Origin of the sequence: Microbispora sp. CL1-1 (assembly GCF_012034195.1) — a bacterium.
Taxonomy (GTDB): domain Bacteria; phylum Actinomycetota; class Actinomycetes; order Streptosporangiales; family Streptosporangiaceae; genus Microbispora.
In genome coordinates this window covers 46,714-64,615 of the sequence record NZ_JAATEK010000043.1, presented here as the reverse complement: position 1 = coordinate 64,615, position 17,902 = coordinate 46,714, and the positions used below count along the sequence as shown (strand labels likewise).

The window sequence follows — 17,902 nt, the reverse complement described above, 5'->3', positions numbered from 1 at the left end:
TGCCAGGCGAGGCGGTCCCGTCGCTAGAACGGCCAGCCGGCGTCGCGGCCCGCCTCCAGCAGCGGGATCAGCCGGAAGCACGCGTCGGAGAACCCGCCGAACTCATGGCGGTTGGCCGAGCCGGTCGGCATCGCGGCCGTCCTGTATCCGACGAGGTTGAACCCGTACACCGGCACGCTCGCCGGGACCGCGGTCGTGACCCCCTTCGCGTAGTAGCCCGTCATGGTCTGCATGTCCGACAGGATCACCACCCGGTCGTGCCCCTTCCAGGACCTGTGCACGGCGTCGGCGATCTGCGTGCCGTGGCCGACCTCGCCGATCCGCCCGCAGAAGCGCTCGACCTCGCGCAGCACCGACGCTCCCGGCCGGATCTTGTGCCGGAACGTGCCGTCGGCGAAGCCCACCAGGTCGACCTGGTCGCCGCGCGTCGCCAGGGTGACGCCGAACAGCGCGGCGGCCTGGACCGGCGTGACCGCCGACCGCGCGGAGACCGCGCCGGACGTCATCGACGACGAGGTGTCGACGAGCACGAGCGTCCGCCCCCGGAACGAGGGGACGTTCCGGGTCGCCAGGGTCAGCGCCGTGTCCAGCGCCCGGGTCCACCGCGAGGAGGGCGCCGACCGGTACGCCGCGTAGAAGCGGAACGGCAGCTGCCGCGACCGCGTGACCTCCTCCGGGTCGGTCAGCTTGGCGATGATCCGGTCCGCGAGCTCGTCACCCACACCTGCCTCGTCGAAGTTGCGCAGGTTCCGGAGCAGCGCCATGTATCCCATGGAGGGAATGACCGACTCCCACGCCTGGGCGTCCATCGGGCTCTGCAGCCAGCCGGCGAGCGCCTCCCAGGTGATGCCCGCGGCGGCCAGGCGGCTCGGGTCGGCCAGCGCGGAGCGCCGCTCCCCGGCCGGGATGGCGAGCAGCTCGGCCCGGTCGCGCAGCATGCGCAGCGACTGCGGGATCGGTTTGTCCCGGCCGTGACGCCGGTCGAGCGCGTGGGCGAACAGGTCGCCCTGCCACAGCAGCTTGTCGGCGGCCGGGGTGGGGTGGACGAGCTCGATGACGTCGCCGAAGCGGAACGCGCGGGCGTCGCTGTCGTACTTCGCCAGGGACCGCTCCGTGTAGAGCCGCTGGACGGCGTCGGCGACGCCGCGCTTCACCGGCTTGGGGATGGCCCGGCCGTACCGCGATGTCCAGTACGCGAGTGCCTCGCCCGGCTCGTCGGCACGTTGCAGCACGGAGGCGACCAGCTCGCGGTTGCCTCCGTGCAGGCCGGCCGACAGGCGGGCCCGTACGGCCTCCAGTGCGGCCACGATCGGCGCGGACCGCATGTTCGCCTCGCCGCGCAGCCACGGCAGGAAGCGGGCCAGCCAGTCCCCGTCCTCGACGGCCACCTGGTGGACGAGGGCGCGGAAGCGCTCGTCGCGGTCGCCGGCCTTCTCATAGAAGGTGTCCTCGCCGACCATGTTGGAGACCGCGAGCAGGAACAGCTCCGACCTGGGGTCGCGGATGTAGCCGGGGGCGCCCTCGTGCGTATGGCCGGTCGGCCTCGCCTCGGTGGTGACCGGGCTGGTGGTCGCGACGTGGGTGGTGCCGCGGTTGAACTTGGACATGAAAGCGGGCCCCTTCCGCGATGGGGAGGAGCCCGCGCCAGACCATGCCCGAGATCACGTCGGCGAAGCCATGTGGTGCTCTGCCATCTGAGCTACGGAGATCGAAGCCTCCGGCTGGACTCGAACCAGCGACCGCCCCATCAACAGTGGAAGTAGGCCTCGCCTGCGCACCGGGCATGGTCTGGAGCCGGGGTCCTCCCGAGATCAAGGGTGACGGCGGAGACGCCCACCGGATGGGCGACAGCCCCATGGGTGGGGCTGCAAGGAGTCGAACCTCGAAGTAACCGCTGTCGGCGCACCGGGAGGTGCATATCAAGTTGTGCGTTCCAGAGGTCCGGGGACGGCTCCGGCATGGTTTCACCCGAAGAAGTAGCCGGGGCCTTCGCACCTGGAACACCAGGAAGCCTAGCCTTCTCCCGCGCCGCGCCGCTTCTGATTTTTTTCCATGTGAACCCGCGCATCCGGGAAGCATTGTCCGGATTTCTCGCCCCCTTTGACCGGAAAATTCCCGTTATCGGCGGTATGTACTGATGGGTCGTGCCGTCTACGGTGATGCCGGGCGGGCGTGTGCCGGGGCTATGACCTCAATAGAGCGACGTGGAAGACGAGGCGCCTCCGTCCACCGTGAAGACGGCCCCGCTCGTGTAGCCGGATCGGTCCGAGGCGAGAAACGCGACCAGGTCGGCGATCTCGCGTGGTTCCGCCGGCCTGCCGAGGGGATAATGGGCCGTGAGTTCGGCATATCGGCTCTCGTCCGCCAGGCTGGACAGAGCGGCGTTCTTCAAATGTGTGACCATTCTTTCCGTGGCCACCGGGCCTGGATTCACTCCTACCACTCGGATGCCGTCGGCCAGGCTGTTTCCTCCGAGAGCCCGGGAGAATGCCATCAGTGCGGCGTTCCCCGTGCTACCGGCCAGATATCGGCTGTCGACCCGTTCTCCCGCGTTGCCGATGATATTGACGACGACGCCCTTGCCACGCCGCTTCATCTGCGCATACAGAAGACGCGTCAAATTGACGTAGCCGTAGACCTTGAGGTCCCACCCCTGGCGCCATGTCTCCTCGTCGATGGTGTCGATCGTGCCGCCCCGGATGTCCCCGGCATTGTTGACCAGGATGTCCGCGTCCGCGGTGCTCGCCGCCAGTGCGACCAGATCTTTGGGATCTCTGAGATCCACGACATGGGTGTTCACCTTGATGTGGTGAGCCGAGCGAAGGCGTTCGGCCGTCTCTTCGAGGACCGGCCCGCTGCGGGCAGCGAGATGCAGGTCGCATCGCTCCTCCGCCAGGACCTCGGCGATCGCCGCACCGATACCCCGGGACGCGCCGGTGACAACGGCCGTGCGTCCGGTCAGATGCAGATCCAACGTGGGCTCCTCTGCTTTTCGGCTGGACCGCGTGCGCTCATGGAACTGAACGCTCCCGGTCGTGCGCTGGTGGATTACCTCTCGCGACCATGGTCGGAACGCAGGTCGCCGCCGGTCGGCCCGCTAACCGTACCGCAGGGTTCGTTTAGCTCAACCTCCGGACCACCGGCAGAGCACGACAGCGCCGCACCCCCTCGTCGGGCCCCGGCGACCCGAGCCGGCTCCTGGCGGAGGGGCGCCGGCCCCGTGGGAGAGTGGGCGTATGCATGATCCAGCGAGCCCTCCTGAGTCGCGGAGTTCCTCGCCGATGCGACCAAGGCAACGCGCAGACGCCCGCCGTAATCATGACAAGGTTGTTGCGGCCGCTCATGAGGTGTTCTCGGAGAATGGACTGCACGCGAGTATGACGCAGGTGGCCGAGCGCGCCGGAGTGACGAAAGCAACGATATATCGGAATTACCCAACAAAAGAAGCGCTGATCAATGCGGTAGCCCGGCATCAGTTCCACTTGCTGGAAAGCCGGACACAGGCAGCGCTGTCCGAGCCTGATGCGTACGAAGCGTTCGCCGCCTATATCATCGACCTCTTCGAGTGGATGGCCGGCGATCGCCTTCTTGCCGACGCATTGTCCGAGGCGACGGTCGTGGGTCCGGCACCGGTGATCGAGCTCATAAGTCAGTTGATCGACGCCGCCAAGCCGTCGGGGAAATTGCGACCCGACACTTCGGCCATGGACGTGCGGGTCCTGGTGTGCGGCGCGGTTCTTCAACTGAATCGTTTGGGGAACCGCGAACCCGGCGTCTGGCGCCGATATGGGGAAATGACACTGGCGGCGCTTCGTCCTTGACCGGAGGCTCGCATTGCCTCGGCCTGACATCACGAGGCCGGGTCCGCGTGCCGGGCCGGTCAGCCGTCGTGCCGCGGCTCCGCGAGCGGGAAGATGCGGCTGTCGCCGCGCCGGAGGCGGGCGTGGTGGCCGAGCACCACGAAATCCAGGGTGGTGGGGCCGTCATCGGCCCGGGTGATCCGTACGCAGGTGGGGTCGGCCTCGATGGTGAGTTCCGCGCCTCGATAGCGCAGGCACAACGACAGCGTGGTCAACTGTTCGGGGAGCGCCGGATTCAGGTGCAGGCCGTCGGCCTGTGCTTCGAGGTCGAGGTAGCAGCGCTGGACCAGGTCCAGCGTGCCGGCCATGGCGCCCAGGTGGACGCCCTCGGCGGTGGTCCCTCCCTGCACGTCGATGATGTCGCCGGTCAGCGTCTCGGTGAAGAACCGCCAGGAGCCGATGCGGTCCGATCGCGCCAGCACCCGGGCGTGCGCCACCGCGCTCAGCGTCGAGCCGTGGCTGGTGCGGGAGAGGTAGTAGCGGATGGTGCGCAGGGTCAGGTCCGGTGGCGCCGGGTAGCCCAGCCGGTCGAGGATCCGCCTCACCTCACGGGACGTGAGCAGGTAGAACAGCATGAGCACGTCGGCCTGCTTCGACGCCCGATAGCGGTTGGGACTGTCGTTTTCGGCCTCCAGCGCCCGGTCCAGCCGCCGTACGCCGCGGTAGCGGTCCCAGTCCAGCTCCGCCAGGCGCTCGTAGCCGGTGAACTGGCTGATGACGCCGTCGTGGAAGTCCACGCGCATCCGCCGGGTGATCTCCTCCCAGCGCTCGGTCTCCGCGTCCGTCAGGCCGAGACGGCGGCGCAGGTCCTCCCGTACGCGCCGCGGGATCAGGGCGAGCGCCTGACGAGCGCGCAGCAGCAGCCACACCGTCATGATGTTGGTGTAGGCGTTGTTGTCCAGGCCTGGGGACGCCGCGCCGGGGTAGCCGTCGTGGTATTCGTCCGGCCCCATCACGCCCTGGATCTCGTAGCGGCCCGACGCGGGGTTGAGCCGCGCCAGCGAGGCGAAAAGGCGGGCGATCTCGACCAGCAGGCGGACGCCCGTGCCGGCGAGGAACTCCATGTCGCCGGTGATCGCGTAGTGCTGCCAGGCGTTGTAGGCGATGGCCAGCCCGACGTGCCGCTGCAGGTGCGAGTTGTCGGGTGTCCATCGGCCGGAGCGGGGGTTGAGATGGAGCCGCGGGGTCTCATCGCGGCCGTCGCTGCCGCTCTGCCAGGGGAACATCGCTCCGCGCAGGCCCGCGGCGCGGGCGGCCGCCCGCGCCTCCGGGAGCCGCCGCAGGCGATAGCGAAGCACCCCGTGGGCGATCTCGGGGAACCGCAGGCTCAGCCAGGGCAGCACGAACAGCTCGTCCCAGAACACATGTCCCCGGTACGCCTCGCCGTGCAGGCCACGTGCGGGCACGCCGACGTCGAGGTCGGCGGTGTGCGGTGACAAGGTCTGCAGCAGATGGAAGGTGTTCAGGCGGATGTCCCGCTGGATGCGTGGGCCCGGCACGTCCAGCCGGGCACGTTCCCACAGGTCACGCCAGGCGATCTCGTGCTGTTCGAGCAGGTCGCCGAACCCCGGCGCGAGTTCGGCCCGCCGCAGCGCGGCCGAGGTGGCATCGGCGACGGCGAGATCGCGCGACGTGGTGAGCGCCACCGTCTTGACGACCGTGACCGGGTGGCCGCGTTCCAGCCGCAGCACGCGTGTCTCCGCGATGTGGTCGTCGTGCCGCTCGATCTCGGGCTCATCCGCGCTGCCGGGAGAAGTGCCGACCCGTGCGGCCAGGGCGACCTCGATGCCGGAGGATCGGGTCCGCGCGCGCAGCCATGTCAGGGGCTCACGGGTCCCCGTCGCGTGCCGCGTCAGATGGTCGCCGCGGAGTTCGCGGTAGCGGGCCACTCCCCTGTTGGCCACGCGCCCGTCCAGGCCGGAGCGTACGCGGAGAGGACCCGACCAGTTCTCGGCCGTGAAGGTCGTCTCCAGGCCGGCCAGGCAGGGGTCGGCCATGGAGACCAGCCGGCGCTGCCGCAGCGACGTGATCCGGCCCTCGGGGTCGCGCCAACGAATCAGCCGGTGCAGGACGGCGTGGCGCATGTCCAGCTCCTGCCGATATCGGAGCAGGTCGGCCGTGCCGGGCGAGAACCACGCGGAGCCGGGTGTCGCGAAGGTCAGCGGCAGCCAGTTCGGCAGATTGACCATGTCCTCGTGGGTCAGTTCGTGGCCGGCGATGATCGAGGTGAGCCGGTCGTAGCATCCGGCGACGTACGTCCCCGGGTAGTGGACGGCGTCGGCCTCGGCTTCGGGCGCCGCGCCTCGCGTGGCGAATCGGCCGTTGCCCAGCGTGCACAGCGCCTCGCGCAGCCCCTCGTGAGCCGGATCGAACCCCTCGTACGTCAGCGACCACGGATTCAACGCAGCTCCCCCTCGGACCTGCCCCGGTCGATCCGATCCCTGGCTCCGTACCCACGGAGCGTGGTGATTCCACGCGGGGGCGCGCCGGGACGTTCGTCCGCAGGCGGGAGACGAAGTCCCCTACCTCACCCGGCCGCGCGAGGCGAAGGGTGGGAAGGACTGTCGTAGTCGACATTCGGCGAGGTGAGCCATGTCGCGGTTGGTCAGATGGTTCGCCGAGCTGGGCCGTACGGACGTCGGCCTGGTGGGCGGCAAGAACGCGGGCCTGGGGGAACTGACGCGCAACCTGGCCCGGTCGGGGGTTCGCGTGCCGGAGGGCTTCGCCCTCACCGCGGAGGCGTACCGCCGGTTCATCGAGGTGAACGGGCTCGACGAGGTGATCGCGGAGGAGATCGGCCGCCTGCACCGAGGGGCCGCCCTGCCGGACGTCGGCCGTGCGATACGGGAGGCGATCCTGGCGGCCGAGCTTCCTGCGGAGGTCATCGAGGCCGTCGAGCAGGCGTACGGTGAGCTGGCCGATCGACTGGCGACCATCGACCCGGACGTCGCGGTCCGCAGCAGCGCGACCGCGGAAGACCTGCCGGAGGCCAGTTTCGCCGGGCAACTGGAGAGCTTTCTCAACATCAGCGGTGCGCCGGCGCTGCTCGGCGCCTGTCTTCGCTGCTACGCGTCCCTGTTCACCGACCGGGCGATCAGCTACCGGGAGGACCACGGGTTCGGTCACCTGGACGTCGCCCTGTCGGTCGGGGTGCAGCGCATGGTCCGCTCCGACCTGGGCGCGGCCGGGGTGATGTTCTCGATCGACACCGAGACCGGGTTCCCCCGGTCGGTGCTGATCGACGCCTCCTGGGGGCTCGGCGAGACGGTGGTCGGCGGCAGGGTGGATCCCGACGAGTATGTGGTCTTCAAGCCGCTGCTCGGCGACCCCGGCCTGTGCCCGATCGTGTCGAAGGTCCGCGGCCGCAAGGAACGCAAGGTCGTCTACGACGCGATGGGAGGAACCCGCCAGCTCGAGACGTCCGAGGACGAGGCGGTCCGGTACGCGCTGGACGAGGAGGAGATCCTGCTGCTGGCCCGGTGGGCCGTCGCGGTGGAGGACCACTACGGCACCCCGATGGACATGGAATGGGCCAAGGACGGCAGGACCGGCGAGATCTTCCTGGTCCAGGCCCGCCCGGAGACCGTCCATCGGCGCCGGGAGGCGTCGCTGCTGCGCACGTACCGCATCCGCGACGCCGGTGGACCACCGGCCGAGCCGCTGGTGAAGGGGCTGGCCGTCGGAGACGCGATAGCGGCAGGGCCGGTGTGCAACCTGAGCAGCCCGGCGGAGATCGACCGCTTCGTGGACGGATCGGTGCTCGTCACGAAGATCACCGACCCCGACTGGGAGCCGATCATGAAACGGGCCGCGGCGATCGTCACCGACCACGGCGGCCGCACCTCTCACGCCGCCATCGTCAGCCGGGAGCTCGGCGTCCCCGCGATCATCGGCACCGGCGACGCGACCGCTCGTCTGCGCGACGGCATGACGGTGACCGTCTCCTGCGCGCAGGGCGACGAGGGCTTCGTCTACGCGGGCCTGCGCGACTACGAGGACGAGGAGATCAGCCTGGACGACATCCCGGCGACCAGGACCAGGGTCATGCTCAACCTGGCCGACCCCGCCGCGGCCTTCCGCTGGTGGCGGCTGCCCGCCGACGGCGTCGGCCTGGCCCGGATGGAGTTCATCGTCAACAACCACGTCAAGATCCACCCGATGGCCCTGGTGCACCCTGAGCGTGCCGACGAGGACGACCGCCGCAGGATCGCCGAGCTCACCCGGGGCTACGACGACCTGACCGGCTACTTCGTCGAAAGGCTGGCCCACGGCATCGCCCGTATCGCCGCCTCCCGCTGGCCTGACCCGGTGATCGTACGGATGAGCGACTTCAAGACCAACGAGTACGCCCGGCTCGTCGGCGGGCGGCGGTTCGAGCCCCACGAGGAGAACCCGATGCTCGGGTGGCGCGGGGCCAGCCGCTACTACAAGGAGGGATACCGGGAGGGCTTCGCCCTCGAATGCCAAGCCATCCGCAGGGTGCGCGAGCGGATCGGGCTCACCAACGTCATCGTGATGATCCCGTTCTGCCGTACGGTCGAGGAGGCCGACCGGGTCCTGGGGGTCATGGCCGAAGAGAAGCTGCGGCGGGGCCGAGACGGCCTGGAGGTCTACGTCATGGCCGAGATCCCGGCGAACGTCATCCTGGCGGAGGAGTTCGCCGACCGCTTCGACGGGTTCTCCATCGGCAGCAACGACCTCACCCAGCTCACCCTCGGGGTCGACCGGGACTCCGCCGAGCTGGCGCATCTGTTCGACGAACGCGATCCCGCCATCACCCGCAGCATCGAGCACCTGATCTCGGCGGCACACGCGAAAGGACGCAAGGTCGGGCTCTGCGGGCAACGTCCCAGCGACGACCCGGACTTCGCCCGGTTCCTGGTCGAGGCGGGCATCGATTCGATCTCCGTCGCACCCGACAGCTTCTTGTCGGTGAAGGAGAACGTCGCCGCGGCCGAACACGCACAGGAGCGCCGGGAACCCGCCTCGGCGGGCCGCGGAACGCGGTCGTGGCCGCCGGCCTGAGTCACGGTCGCCCTTTGCCGGATCCGGACCAACCCTGGGCGCTTTGCGAGGTTCCGCTCGTGCACGGGGGTAGCACCGTCAGGAGGGTCCCGCACGCCGTCGCGACGGCGGCGGCTGGGCGAAGGCACACCGAGGGGGGCGCATGAGAACCCGAGGTCTGGTCTGCTGGAGAGCCTGTCTCACGACTGCCGGAGTCGTCGCCTTTCTCACGGCGGGGGCCGGGAGCGCGACGGCGGCCGTTGCTCCCCACGGGGACGATCTGGACCCGTCGACGCGTACCAACGTCACGAACGCGATGCAGGGCGAGGCGCTGGCGCACGTGACCTACCGCGCCTATGCCAAGCAGGCGGACCGGGAGAACCTGCCCGGCGTCGCGGCGCTCTACCGGCGCACCGCCGACACGGAACTGCGGGAACACTTCACCGAGCAGGCGAAGCTGATCGGCATGGTCGGCGACAACGCGGCCAATCTCCGCGACAGCGCAGGCGGCGAGGCCTATGAGGCGACGACGATGTACAAGGCGTTCGCCGCGCAGGCCACCGCGGACGGCGATCAGGAGGCCGCCAAGCGCTTCTCCGAGATCGGCCAGGACGAGGCCGATCACCGCGAGAAGTTCCTCCAGGCGGAAAGGGCCGTGACCGACCGGTCGTCCGAGGCGACGATCCCTACCGACGTGCAGGCCAAGCCGGTGAAGATCCAGGCCGGCCCGCCCAAGGTCTCCTCATCCCGGACGCTGGACAACCTGCGTACGGCGATGAAGGGCGAGGCCTTCGCCTACGCCAAATACACCCTGTACGGCGACAAGGCACAGAAGACCGGACAAGCTCGGCTCGCCACGCTGTTCCACCGGACGGCCGCCGTCGAGCGCACCGAGCACTTCGCCGAGCAGGCGAACCTCGCCGGCGCGGTCCGCGACACCGGAACAAACCTGTGCGAGACGATCAAGGGAGAGGCACACGAGGGGACGCAGATGTACCCCGACTACGCCCGCCGCGCCTCGGCGGCCGGCGACACCGAAGCGGCGAAGGTGCTCAGCGACACCGCCAAAGACGAGCTGAAGCACGCGCAGGCCTTCTCCCGCGCGGTGTCCAGGCTCGGCAAGCAGTGCCCCACACCGAGCTGACCGATCACGGTGCCCCACTCAGGGGCAAGACGGGCACAACCGCTGTGAGAGCCCTACCTGCCGATCGTCGGACGGGGTGGCGCCATGGCAGAGCCGATCGTCATCGGCGTCGACGGATCGACGCCCTCGCTTCAGGCCGCCGTCTGGGCCGCTCGGGAAGCCGAGCTGCGCGGCGCGCCGCTGCGCCTCGTGTACGCGACACTGCGCTGGCCCTCCTACGTGCCGCTCGTGCCGCAGCCGGCGCGCTGGAGAGCCGACGCCGAGGCGGCCGCGCGAGCCGTGCTCGACCAGGCGATGATCCACGCCCGGGCGGGCAGGTCGCGTCTGGCCGTGTCGGCCGAGATCGTCGACGGCGGAGCCGAGCAGGCGCTCATCGCGGCGGCGGAGGGGGCTCAGCTGCTCGTCGTGGGATGCCGCGGCCGTGGCGGGTTCGCCGAGCTGCTCCTGGGGTCGGTGAGCCGCTGCGTCACCGCCCAGGCCCCCTGTCCCGTGGCCGTCGTCAGGCAGCCGAAAGGCACTGACCGCGGGGAGATCGCGGTCGGCGTCACCGGGCGTCCCGACCAGGAACCCGTCCTGGACTTCGCCTACCACGAGGCCGCGCTGCGGCATGCCCGCCTGCGTGTCGTACACGCCTGGACGCAACCGGTCGCGACGGAGCCGGGCGACATGCTGCCGCCGGTCTACGACGTGGACGCGATCGGGGCGGAGGAGGCGCGCCTGCTCGCGGAGAGCATCGCCGGACGGCGGGAGCGTTTCCCCGACGTGACGCTCACCGAACACGTCGTGCGGGAGCACCCCGCCAAAGCCCTGATCGACGTCTCCAGGGAGACCGACCTGGTCGTCATCGGCGCCCGTACGGGATTGTCCGCCTGGCTGGGCCTGGGCTCCACCGCTCACGCCGTGATCCACCACGCGTACGCGCCCGTGGTCGTGGTCCGGCCACGCTCCGTAGATGTCTCGCCGACGGCGTAGCGTGGAGGAGACGCGTCCGAGGGCACCCATTGGGGGCAAAGGAGGGTCGCCCATGGAAACCGTCGTCATTCGATCGCTGGAACCGCTGATCGCCGAGTTGCGGGCGCGGGGGTTCGCCGTGGTGGCGCCGACCGCTCGCGACAAGGTCATCCGGATGGGCGAGATCGCCTCCCAGAGCGAGCTGCCCAGGGGGTGCGGAGACGAGCAGGAGCCCGGCCGCTATCGGCTGCGCGAGGGCGACGACGAGATGCTGTTCGGCTTCGCCGCGAGTCCCGACTCCGCCAAGCGCTACACGCAGCCGCCCAGCCGCACCCTGTTCCGCATGCGGGGCGAGAGCATCGAGGAGCCCGAGGCGGAGGTGCCCCGCGTCGCCCTGCTGGGCGTACGCGCCTGCGACCTGGCCGCGCTGGCCGTGCAGGACCGGGTGTTCCTCGGGGGCAGGCATCCCGACCCCGGCTATCGGAGGCGGCGGGAGGCGCTGTTCGTCGTCGCGGTGAACTGTGCCGTGCCCGGAGGGACGTGCTTCTGCGTCTCCATGGGCACCGGCCCGAAGGCGACCGCCGGCTATGACCTGGCGCTGACCGAGCTCGCCGGACCGCACCGGTTCGTGGCCGAGCCCGGCAGCGCGTACGGCGCGGAGATCCTCGGGGCGCTCCCCCGCGTCCCGGCCGCGGACGCCGATCTCGACGCGGCCGAGGAGGTCTCCCGTACGGCCGCCGAGCGCATGGGACGGCGGGTCGACACCGAGGGGATCAAGGAGCGGGTGGCCGGCGCCCACGACTCGCCGCGCTGGCAGCAGGTCGCCTCCCGCTGCCTCACCTGCGCCAACTGCACCATGGTCTGCCCCACCTGCTTCTGCACCACGGTGGAAGACAGCACCGATCTTTCCGAAGGGGCGGCCGAGCGGATCGAACGCTGGGACTCCTGCTTCACGCTGGGGTTCACCGAGGTCGGCGGCGCGCCGGTGCGGGGGTCGGGGGCCGCGCGTTATCGGCAGTGGCTGACGCACAAGTTCTCCACCTGGTTCGACCAGTTCGGCACCTCGGGCTGCGTGGGCTGCGGCCGGTGCATCACCTGGTGTCCCGTGGGGATCGACGTCACCGAGGAACTGGCCAACCTGCCATGACCGCCGAGACGCGCCGTCCGATGACGCCGGAGCTCTACCGGGTGCGCTCGCGGCGGGCCGACCGGGTGGACACGGTCACGCTCCAGCTCGTGCCCGTGCACGGCGAATGCCCGCCGTGCCGGCCCGGGCAGTTCACCATGCTGTACGCCCCGGGGGTCGGCGAGGTCCCGATGTCGATCAGCGGCCGGGCCCGTTCGGGGGGATATGTCCACACGATCCGCGCGGTCGGCGCGGTCAGCGGCGCGTTGTGCGGCAAGCGGCCCGGAGACGTCGTCGGGGTGCGCGGGCCGTACGGCACCTGGTGGGACATCCCGGCCGCCGCGGGGATGGACGTGGTCGTCGTCGCGGGCGGGCTGGGCCTGGCGCCGCTGCGGCCTTTGGTGCGAGAGCTGGTGCGCCACCGCTCGCGGTATGGGCGGATCAGCGTGATCGCGGGCACCCGTACGCCCTCGACCCTCGTCTACGGGCGGGAGCTGGCGCGCTGGCACGGCCAGGGCGTCGACGTCCAGGTGACCGTGGATCACCCCGATCACGCCTGGAAGGGGCCGGTCGGCCTGGTCACCCGGCTCCTCGACCGCATCGTCTTCGAGCCGCGGCGCACGTACGCCTTCGCGTGCGGCCCGGAGACGATGATGCGGGCCACGGCCGGCGACCTGGTGGCGCGCGGGGTGGCGGCTCGCCGGGTGGAGCTGTCGCTGGAGCGGAACATGAAATGCGGTCTCGGCTGGTGCGGGCACTGCCAGCTCGGCCCGCTGTTCGTCTGCCTGGACGGCCCGGTGCTGAGCTACGAGCGGGCGGCGCGCCTGCTGGCCGTGGAGGAGCTGTGATGGGCGCGCCCAGACGAGCATCCCGGCGGTCATCGGCGGACGGGCCGGGTGGCGCGCGGCCGCGGCTGGCGGTGTGGAAGTTCGCCTCGTGCGACGGGTGCCAGCTCACCCTGCTCGACTGCGAGGAGGAGCTGCTGTCGGTGGCCGCCCGGGTGGAGATCGCCTACTTCCTGGAGGCGTCCAGCGCTCCCGGCCCGGGCCCGTACGACCTGTCGCTGGTGGAGGGGTCGATCACCACGCCCGACGACCTGGAGCGGATCAGGCACGTGCGCCGGGTGTCGAAGCGCCTGGTCACCATCGGGGCCTGTGCCACGGCCGGGGGGATCCAGGCGCTGCGCGACTTCGCCGACGTGCGGGAGTTCCTGTCGGTCGTGTACGCCCGGCCGGACTACATCGCGACGCTGGACCGTTCGACGCCGATCTCGGCCCATGTGCCGGTGGACTTCGAGCTGCGCGGCTGCCCCATCGACAGGCGGCAACTGCTGGAGGTCGTCTCGGCGTTCCTCGCCGGGCGGCGCCCGGTCGTGCCGCCCAACAGCGTCTGCGTGGAGTGCAAGGCCCGCGGCAACGCCTGCGTCATGGTCGCCCACGGCACGCCCTGCCTCGGCCCGGTCACCCAGGCCGGGTGCGGGGCGCTGTGCCCGGCGTTCAACCGGGGGTGCTACGGCTGCTTCGGCCCCATGGAGAGCCCCAACGTGCGCGCCCTCAACCGGCAGTTGCGGGAGCTGGGCATGAGCACGCCCGAGCTGGTGCGGGTCTACCGGACCTTCAACGCCGCCGAGGAGCCCTTCCGGCAGGCGGCCGAGGAGGCCGACCCGGAGCTGCGCGACCACGAGAAGACACCGGGAGAAGACCGGTGACCCACAAGACGGTCAAGGTCGGGGGCCTGACCCGGGTGGAGGGGGAAGGCGCTCTGCTCGTACGCGCCCGCGACGGGCGCATCGAGGACCTGGAGCTGCGGATCTACGAGCCGCCGAGGTTCTTCGAGGCGCTGCTGCGCGGCCGGTCCCACACCGAGCCGCCCGACATCACCGCCCGGATCTGCGGCATCTGCCCGGTGGCCTACCAGATGAGCGCATGCCAGGCCATCGAGGCCGCCTGCGGGGTCGAGGTCACCGGCCCGCTGCGCGACCTGCGGCTGTTGCTGTACTACGGCGAATGGATCGAGTCGCACACGCTGCACGTGTATCTGCTGCACGCGCCCGACTTCCTCGGCTACGACAGCGGCATCGCGATGGCGGCCGACCACCGCGACCTGGTCCAGCGGGGGCTGGCGCTGAAGAAGGCCGGCAACGACCTGGTGGCGGCCGTCGGCGGCAGGCCCATCCACCCGGTGAACGTCCGCGTCGGCGGCTTCTATCGGGTGCCCACCCGCCGCGAACTGGCCCCCGTCGCCGAACGGCTGCGCCGCGCCCGCGACATCGCCCTCGAAACCGTCTCCTGGGTCGCCGGCTTCGACTTCCCCGAGGTCGAACACGACTACCGCTTCCTGGCGCTGCGTCACCCCGGCGAGTACGCGATCCTCTCGGGGGATGTGGTGACCAGCGACGGCGGGAGCTTCGCCGTACGGGATTGGCCCGAGCACGTGACCGAGGAGCAGGTGCCGCACTCGACGGCGCTGCACGCCCGGCTCGACGGCTCCCCCGGTTATCTCGTCGGGCCGATGGCCCGCTACAGCCTCAACTCCGCCCAGTTGTCGCCGCTCGCGCGGGAGGCGGCCGCGGCGGCGGGCCTCGGGCCGGTCTGCCGCAATCCGTTCCGCAGCATCGTCGTGCGGGCGGTGGAGATCGTGCACGCCTACGACGAGGCCCTGCGGCTCATCGACGACCTGGCCGAGCCCGGCGCGCCGTACGTGCCGGTGGAGCCCCGCGCGGCCACCGGCCACGGCGCCTCGGAAGCGCCGCGCGGCACGCTCTATCACCGCTATCGCATCGACGCCGACGGGGTGATCCGCGAGGCCGACATCGTGCCCCCGACCTCGCAGAACCAGGCGCGCATCGAGGCGGATCTGCGGCACCTGATCGAGCCCCGGCTCGACCTGCCCGAAGAGGAGCTGGCCGCGCTGTGCGAACGGGCCATCCGCAACCATGATCCCTGCATCTCCTGTTCGGCGCACTTCCTCGATCTCCATGTCGACGCCCGGTGACATCGTGGTGATCGGCCTCGGCGGCGACGGCCGGGGCGACGACGCCGCCGGTCTGGAGGTCGTACGGCGGCTGCGCGGCTCGGTCCCGCCGTCCGTCGTGCTCGTGGAGAGCGCCGCGGACCCCGCGCAGCTTGTCGAGGCCTGGACCGGCGCCCGCCTGGCCGTCGTGATCGACGCCGTCTCCTCGGGTGCGCCGCCGGGTGCGGTGCATCGACCGGCCGGCGTCGAGGGCGGGCCGTCCTGGCACGGCAGCTCCCACTCCTTCGGCCTGGCCGACGCCGTAGAGCTCGGCCGTGCGCTCGGCCGCCTGCCCGCCCGGCTCGTCGTCATCGGCATCGAAGGTGCGGACTTCACGATCGGCGCGCCGATCACGCCGCCGGTGCTGTCCGCGATCGACGCCCTGGCGCGGGAGCTGGAACAGAGACTCCGGCAGGAATCCGCGTGACGCGCCGGTCCTGGACCCGGACGGCCGGGCACGGTCTTTCGGCCCTGTCCCAGGGAACAGCGACCCTACCTCCGGGCATCCGTTTCGGGGGAGTCTGACCAGATGAAGCGGATCGCCCTGCTGGCAGGCACGCTCGGCGCCCTGATCGCCGGAGGTGTGCTCCACCTTCTCGGAGCCGGCCCCGCCGGTGACGCGCTCTGGGCGGCCGGCACCGTCCTGGCGCTCGGCCCCGCCGTCTGGTGGGTGGCCTCCTCCCTGCGCGCCGGCCGCCTCGGCGTCGACGCGATCGCGGTGCTCGCCCTCGCCGGTGCGCTCGCCGTACGCGAGTTCCTCGCAGGAGTGCTGATCGCCGTGATGCTGACGGGCGGCAGGGTCCTGGAGGACTACGCCCTGCGCCGGGCACGCCGCGATCTGACCGCCCTGTACGAGCGGGCGCCGCGGTCCGCTCGGCGCTACGAGGAGGGCGTCCCCCGCCTGATCGCAGCGGAGGAGGTGCGCCGGGGGGATCGGCTGCTGGTGCCCGGCGGCGAGCTGGTGCCGGTCGACGGCGTCGTCGAGTCCGGCACCGCGCTGCTGGACGAGTCCGCGCTCACCGGCGAGTCGCTGCCGGTCGAGCACCGGGTGGGCGAAAGCGTCGCCGGCGGAGTGGTCAACGCCGGGCAGCCGTTCGACATGCGTGCCACGGCGACGGCCGGCGACAGCGCCTACGCGGGTGTGGTGCGGCTGGCCCAGGAGACGGAGGCGGGCTCCGCCCCGGTCGTCCGGCTCGCGGACCGGTTCGCCGCCTGGTTCCTGCCGGCCACGCTCCTGCCGGCCGGAGGCGCGTGGCTGATGTCGGGCGAGCCGGTGCGGGCGGTGGCCGTGCTCGTCGTGGCGACCCCCTGCCCGTTGCTGCTGGCCGCTCCCGCGGCCATCGCCTCCGGCCTGTCTCGCACCGCCCGGCGAGGGGTCCTGGTGAAGGGCGGTGGCGCGCTGGAGACCCTGGGCAGGGCGCGGACACTCGTCCTCGACAAGACCGGCACGCTCACCGAGGGCCGCCCGCAGGTGATGGACGTGGTGGCCGCCCCCGGCGGAAACCCGGACGAGGTCCTGCGGCTGGCTGCCGCGGTCGACCAGATGTCCTCTCACGTGCTGGCCGCCGCGATCGTGCGCGCGGCGCGCGGGCGGCGGCTGGCCCTGCCCGCCCCCGAGGACGTGTCCGAGGTGCCGGGCACGGGCACGTCGGCGCTGGTCGAGGGGCGCCGCGTCAGCGTGGGCAAGGCCACGGGCGCGAGGTCCTCTCCCTGGGAGGACGCCCAGCGCGCACGCGCCGCCCTCGACGGCGCCATGACCGTCTGGATCACGGTGGACGGTCAGGTGAGCGGCGTGATCCTGCTGCGTGACGCGGTCCGCGGGGATGCGGGCCGCACGCTGCGGCGGCTGCGGGCCGCCGGCATCGAGCGGATCGTGATGCTCACCGGCGACCGGGCGGAAGTGGCCGAGACCGTCGCCGGCGTGCTGGGAATCGACCGCGTGCTGGCCGAGCAGACCCCGGCGGCCAAGGTCGAGCGGGTGCGGGAAGAGGCGCGGCGGGCGACGACCATGATGGTGGGCGACGGGATCAACGACGCGCCGGCGCTGGCCGCGGCCGACATCGGTGTGGCGATGGGAGCCCGCGGCGCGGCCGCCTCCGCTCAGGTGGCCGACGTGGTGCTGACCGCCGACCGGCTCGACCGGCTCGCGGACGCGATGGACGTGGCACGCCGCACGCGGCGGATCGCCGTCCAGAGCGCGGGGGCCGGAATGGCGCTGTCCCTGCTCGCCATGGCCGTCGCCGCGGCGGGCGCGCTGCCGCCCAGCGCCGGCGCCGTGCTTCAGGAGGCCATCGACGTCACGGTGATCCTCAACGCCCTTCGCGCGCTGCGCCCGATCCGGGGGACCCGGCTGCCCCTTGACCGGCCGACATCCGAGTTGCTGCGCCGTTTCGAGCGAGAACACGCCGATCTGCGCCGGTCGCTCGAACGCATCCGTGACGTGGCCGACCGCCTGGGCCGTCGCGACCCCCGCGAAGCGCTGGCGGACCTCCGTGACGTCCACGCGTTCCTGACTTGCGATCTCCTGCCGCACGAGCACGACGAGGAGGCGCGGCTGTATCCGGCCATGACGCGGCTCCTGCGCGACCCGGAGGCAACGGTCACCATGAGCAGGGCCCACGCCGAGATCGACAAGCTCGTCCGCCGGTTGGGCCGTCACCTCGGCCTCGCCGCCGACGACGGTCCGCGCCCGGAACAACTCGACGACCTGCGGGCCTGCCTGTACGGCCTGTACGCCGTGCTGACCCTTCACTTCGCTCAGGAGGAGGAGGCCTATTTCTCCCTCGCCTCCAGCTCTCCGTGATG

Annotated in this window: 13 protein-coding genes and 1 tRNA gene; 10 read left to right on the top strand and 4 right to left on the bottom strand. The window is 71.3% G+C overall.

What is annotated here, in order from left to right:
• Positions 1 to 23: 23 nt before the first annotated feature.
• The 3 genes from HCK04_RS33690 to HCK04_RS33680 form a co-directional block, all read right to left on the bottom strand.
• A complete protein-coding gene (locus HCK04_RS33690) occupies positions 24 to 1,607 on the bottom strand; it encodes a TROVE domain-containing protein (protein ID WP_142651400.1) in 1,584 nt (527 codons plus the stop codon).
• Between the two features lie 105 nt (positions 1,608 to 1,712).
• Positions 1,713 to 1,783: transfer RNA gene (locus HCK04_RS33685), tRNA-Ser, on the bottom strand.
• 408 nt (positions 1,784 to 2,191) lie between these two features.
• Positions 2,192 to 2,974, bottom strand: a complete 783-nt coding sequence (locus HCK04_RS33680) for an SDR family oxidoreductase (RefSeq protein WP_142651399.1) — start codon at positions 2,972 to 2,974, stop codon at positions 2,192 to 2,194.
• A gap of 262 nt (positions 2,975 to 3,236) precedes the next feature.
• Here HCK04_RS33680 and HCK04_RS33675 point away from each other — a divergent pair, with 262 nt between their 5' ends.
• Positions 3,237 to 3,821, top strand: a complete 585-nt coding sequence (locus HCK04_RS33675) for a TetR/AcrR family transcriptional regulator (RefSeq protein ID WP_312845785.1) — start codon at positions 3,237 to 3,239, stop codon at positions 3,819 to 3,821.
• A gap of 59 nt (positions 3,822 to 3,880) precedes the next feature.
• On the opposite strand, the gene HCK04_RS33670 is transcribed toward HCK04_RS33675, so the two are convergent.
• A complete protein-coding gene (locus HCK04_RS33670; protein WP_142651397.1) occupies positions 3,881 to 6,262 on the bottom strand; it encodes a glycosyl hydrolase family 65 protein in 2,382 nt (793 codons plus the stop codon).
• Positions 6,263 to 6,452: 190 nt separating this feature from the next.
• On the opposite strand from HCK04_RS33670, the gene ppsA reads away from it, so the two are divergent.
• From ppsA to HCK04_RS33625, 9 genes are all read left to right on the top strand, one after another.
• Positions 6,453 to 8,885: a phosphoenolpyruvate synthase gene (ppsA, locus tag HCK04_RS33665; RefSeq protein WP_142651396.1), complete on the top strand. Its 2,433-nt coding sequence runs from the start codon at positions 6,453 to 6,455 to the stop codon at positions 8,883 to 8,885.
• A 142-nt stretch (positions 8,886 to 9,027) separates the two neighbouring features.
• Positions 9,028 to 10,008: a ferritin family protein gene (locus tag HCK04_RS33660; protein ID WP_205831033.1), complete on the top strand. Its 981-nt coding sequence runs from the start codon at positions 9,028 to 9,030 to the stop codon at positions 10,006 to 10,008.
• Between the two features lie 84 nt (positions 10,009 to 10,092).
• Entirely contained in the window at positions 10,093 to 10,980 is an 888-nt protein-coding gene (locus tag HCK04_RS33655) for a universal stress protein (protein ID WP_142651395.1), read from the top strand.
• A gap of 52 nt (positions 10,981 to 11,032) precedes the next feature.
• Positions 11,033 to 12,106: a 4Fe-4S dicluster domain-containing protein gene (locus HCK04_RS33650; RefSeq protein ID WP_142651394.1), complete on the top strand. Its 1,074-nt coding sequence runs from the start codon at positions 11,033 to 11,035 to the stop codon at positions 12,104 to 12,106.
• Complete coding sequence (locus tag HCK04_RS33645; RefSeq protein WP_240972060.1) at positions 12,103 to 12,933, top strand: FAD/NAD(P)-binding protein; 831 nt, start codon at positions 12,103 to 12,105, stop codon at positions 12,931 to 12,933. Before HCK04_RS33650 ends, HCK04_RS33645 begins: the two co-directional genes overlap by 4 nt.
• Positions 12,933 to 13,793, top strand: a complete 861-nt coding sequence (locus HCK04_RS33640) for an oxidoreductase (protein ID WP_142651393.1) — start codon at positions 12,933 to 12,935, stop codon at positions 13,791 to 13,793. The genes HCK04_RS33645 and HCK04_RS33640 overlap by 1 nt, the downstream gene beginning before the upstream one ends.
• Positions 13,790 to 15,079 carry a Ni/Fe hydrogenase subunit alpha gene (locus HCK04_RS33635; RefSeq protein ID WP_142651392.1) on the top strand — a complete coding sequence of 430 codons (1,290 nt, stop codon included), beginning with the start codon at positions 13,790 to 13,792 and terminating at the stop codon, positions 15,077 to 15,079. Before HCK04_RS33640 ends, HCK04_RS33635 begins: the two co-directional genes overlap by 4 nt.
• A complete protein-coding gene (locus tag HCK04_RS33630; protein ID WP_142651391.1) occupies positions 15,063 to 15,524 on the top strand; it encodes a hydrogenase maturation protease in 462 nt (153 codons plus the stop codon). The genes HCK04_RS33635 and HCK04_RS33630 overlap by 17 nt, the downstream gene beginning before the upstream one ends.
• 102 nt (positions 15,525 to 15,626) lie before the next feature.
• Positions 15,627 to 17,900, top strand: a complete 2,274-nt coding sequence (locus tag HCK04_RS33625) for a heavy metal translocating P-type ATPase (RefSeq protein WP_142651390.1) — start codon at positions 15,627 to 15,629, stop codon at positions 17,898 to 17,900.
• Positions 17,901 to 17,902 lie beyond the last annotated feature (2 nt).

Excerpts from the sequence above, each read along its gene's own strand:
- HCK04_RS33640 (WP_142651393.1), top strand. The coding sequence starts at position 12,933 with ATGGGCGCGCCCAGACGAGCATCCCGGCGGTCATCGGCGGACGGGCCG.
- HCK04_RS33630 (WP_142651391.1), top strand. The coding sequence starts at position 15,063 with ATGTCGACGCCCGGTGACATCGTGGTGATCGGCCTCGGCGGCGACGGC.
- HCK04_RS33675 (WP_312845785.1), top strand. The coding sequence starts at position 3,237 with ATGCATGATCCAGCGAGCCCTCCTGAGTCGCGGAGTTCCTCGCCGATG.
- ppsA (WP_142651396.1), top strand. The coding sequence starts at position 6,453 with ATGTCGCGGTTGGTCAGATGGTTCGCCGAGCTGGGCCGTACGGACGTC.
- HCK04_RS33645 (WP_240972060.1), top strand. The coding sequence starts at position 12,103 with ATGACCGCCGAGACGCGCCGTCCGATGACGCCGGAGCTCTACCGGGTG.
- HCK04_RS33650 (WP_142651394.1), top strand. The coding sequence starts at position 11,033 with ATGGAAACCGTCGTCATTCGATCGCTGGAACCGCTGATCGCCGAGTTG.
- HCK04_RS33660 (WP_205831033.1), top strand. The coding sequence starts at position 9,028 with ATGAGAACCCGAGGTCTGGTCTGCTGGAGAGCCTGTCTCACGACTGCC.
- HCK04_RS33625 (WP_142651390.1), top strand. The coding sequence starts at position 15,627 with ATGAAGCGGATCGCCCTGCTGGCAGGCACGCTCGGCGCCCTGATCGCC.
- HCK04_RS33690 (WP_142651400.1), bottom strand. The coding sequence starts at position 1,607 with ATGTCCAAGTTCAACCGCGGCACCACCCACGTCGCGACCACCAGCCCG.
- HCK04_RS33655 (WP_142651395.1), top strand. The coding sequence starts at position 10,093 with ATGGCAGAGCCGATCGTCATCGGCGTCGACGGATCGACGCCCTCGCTT.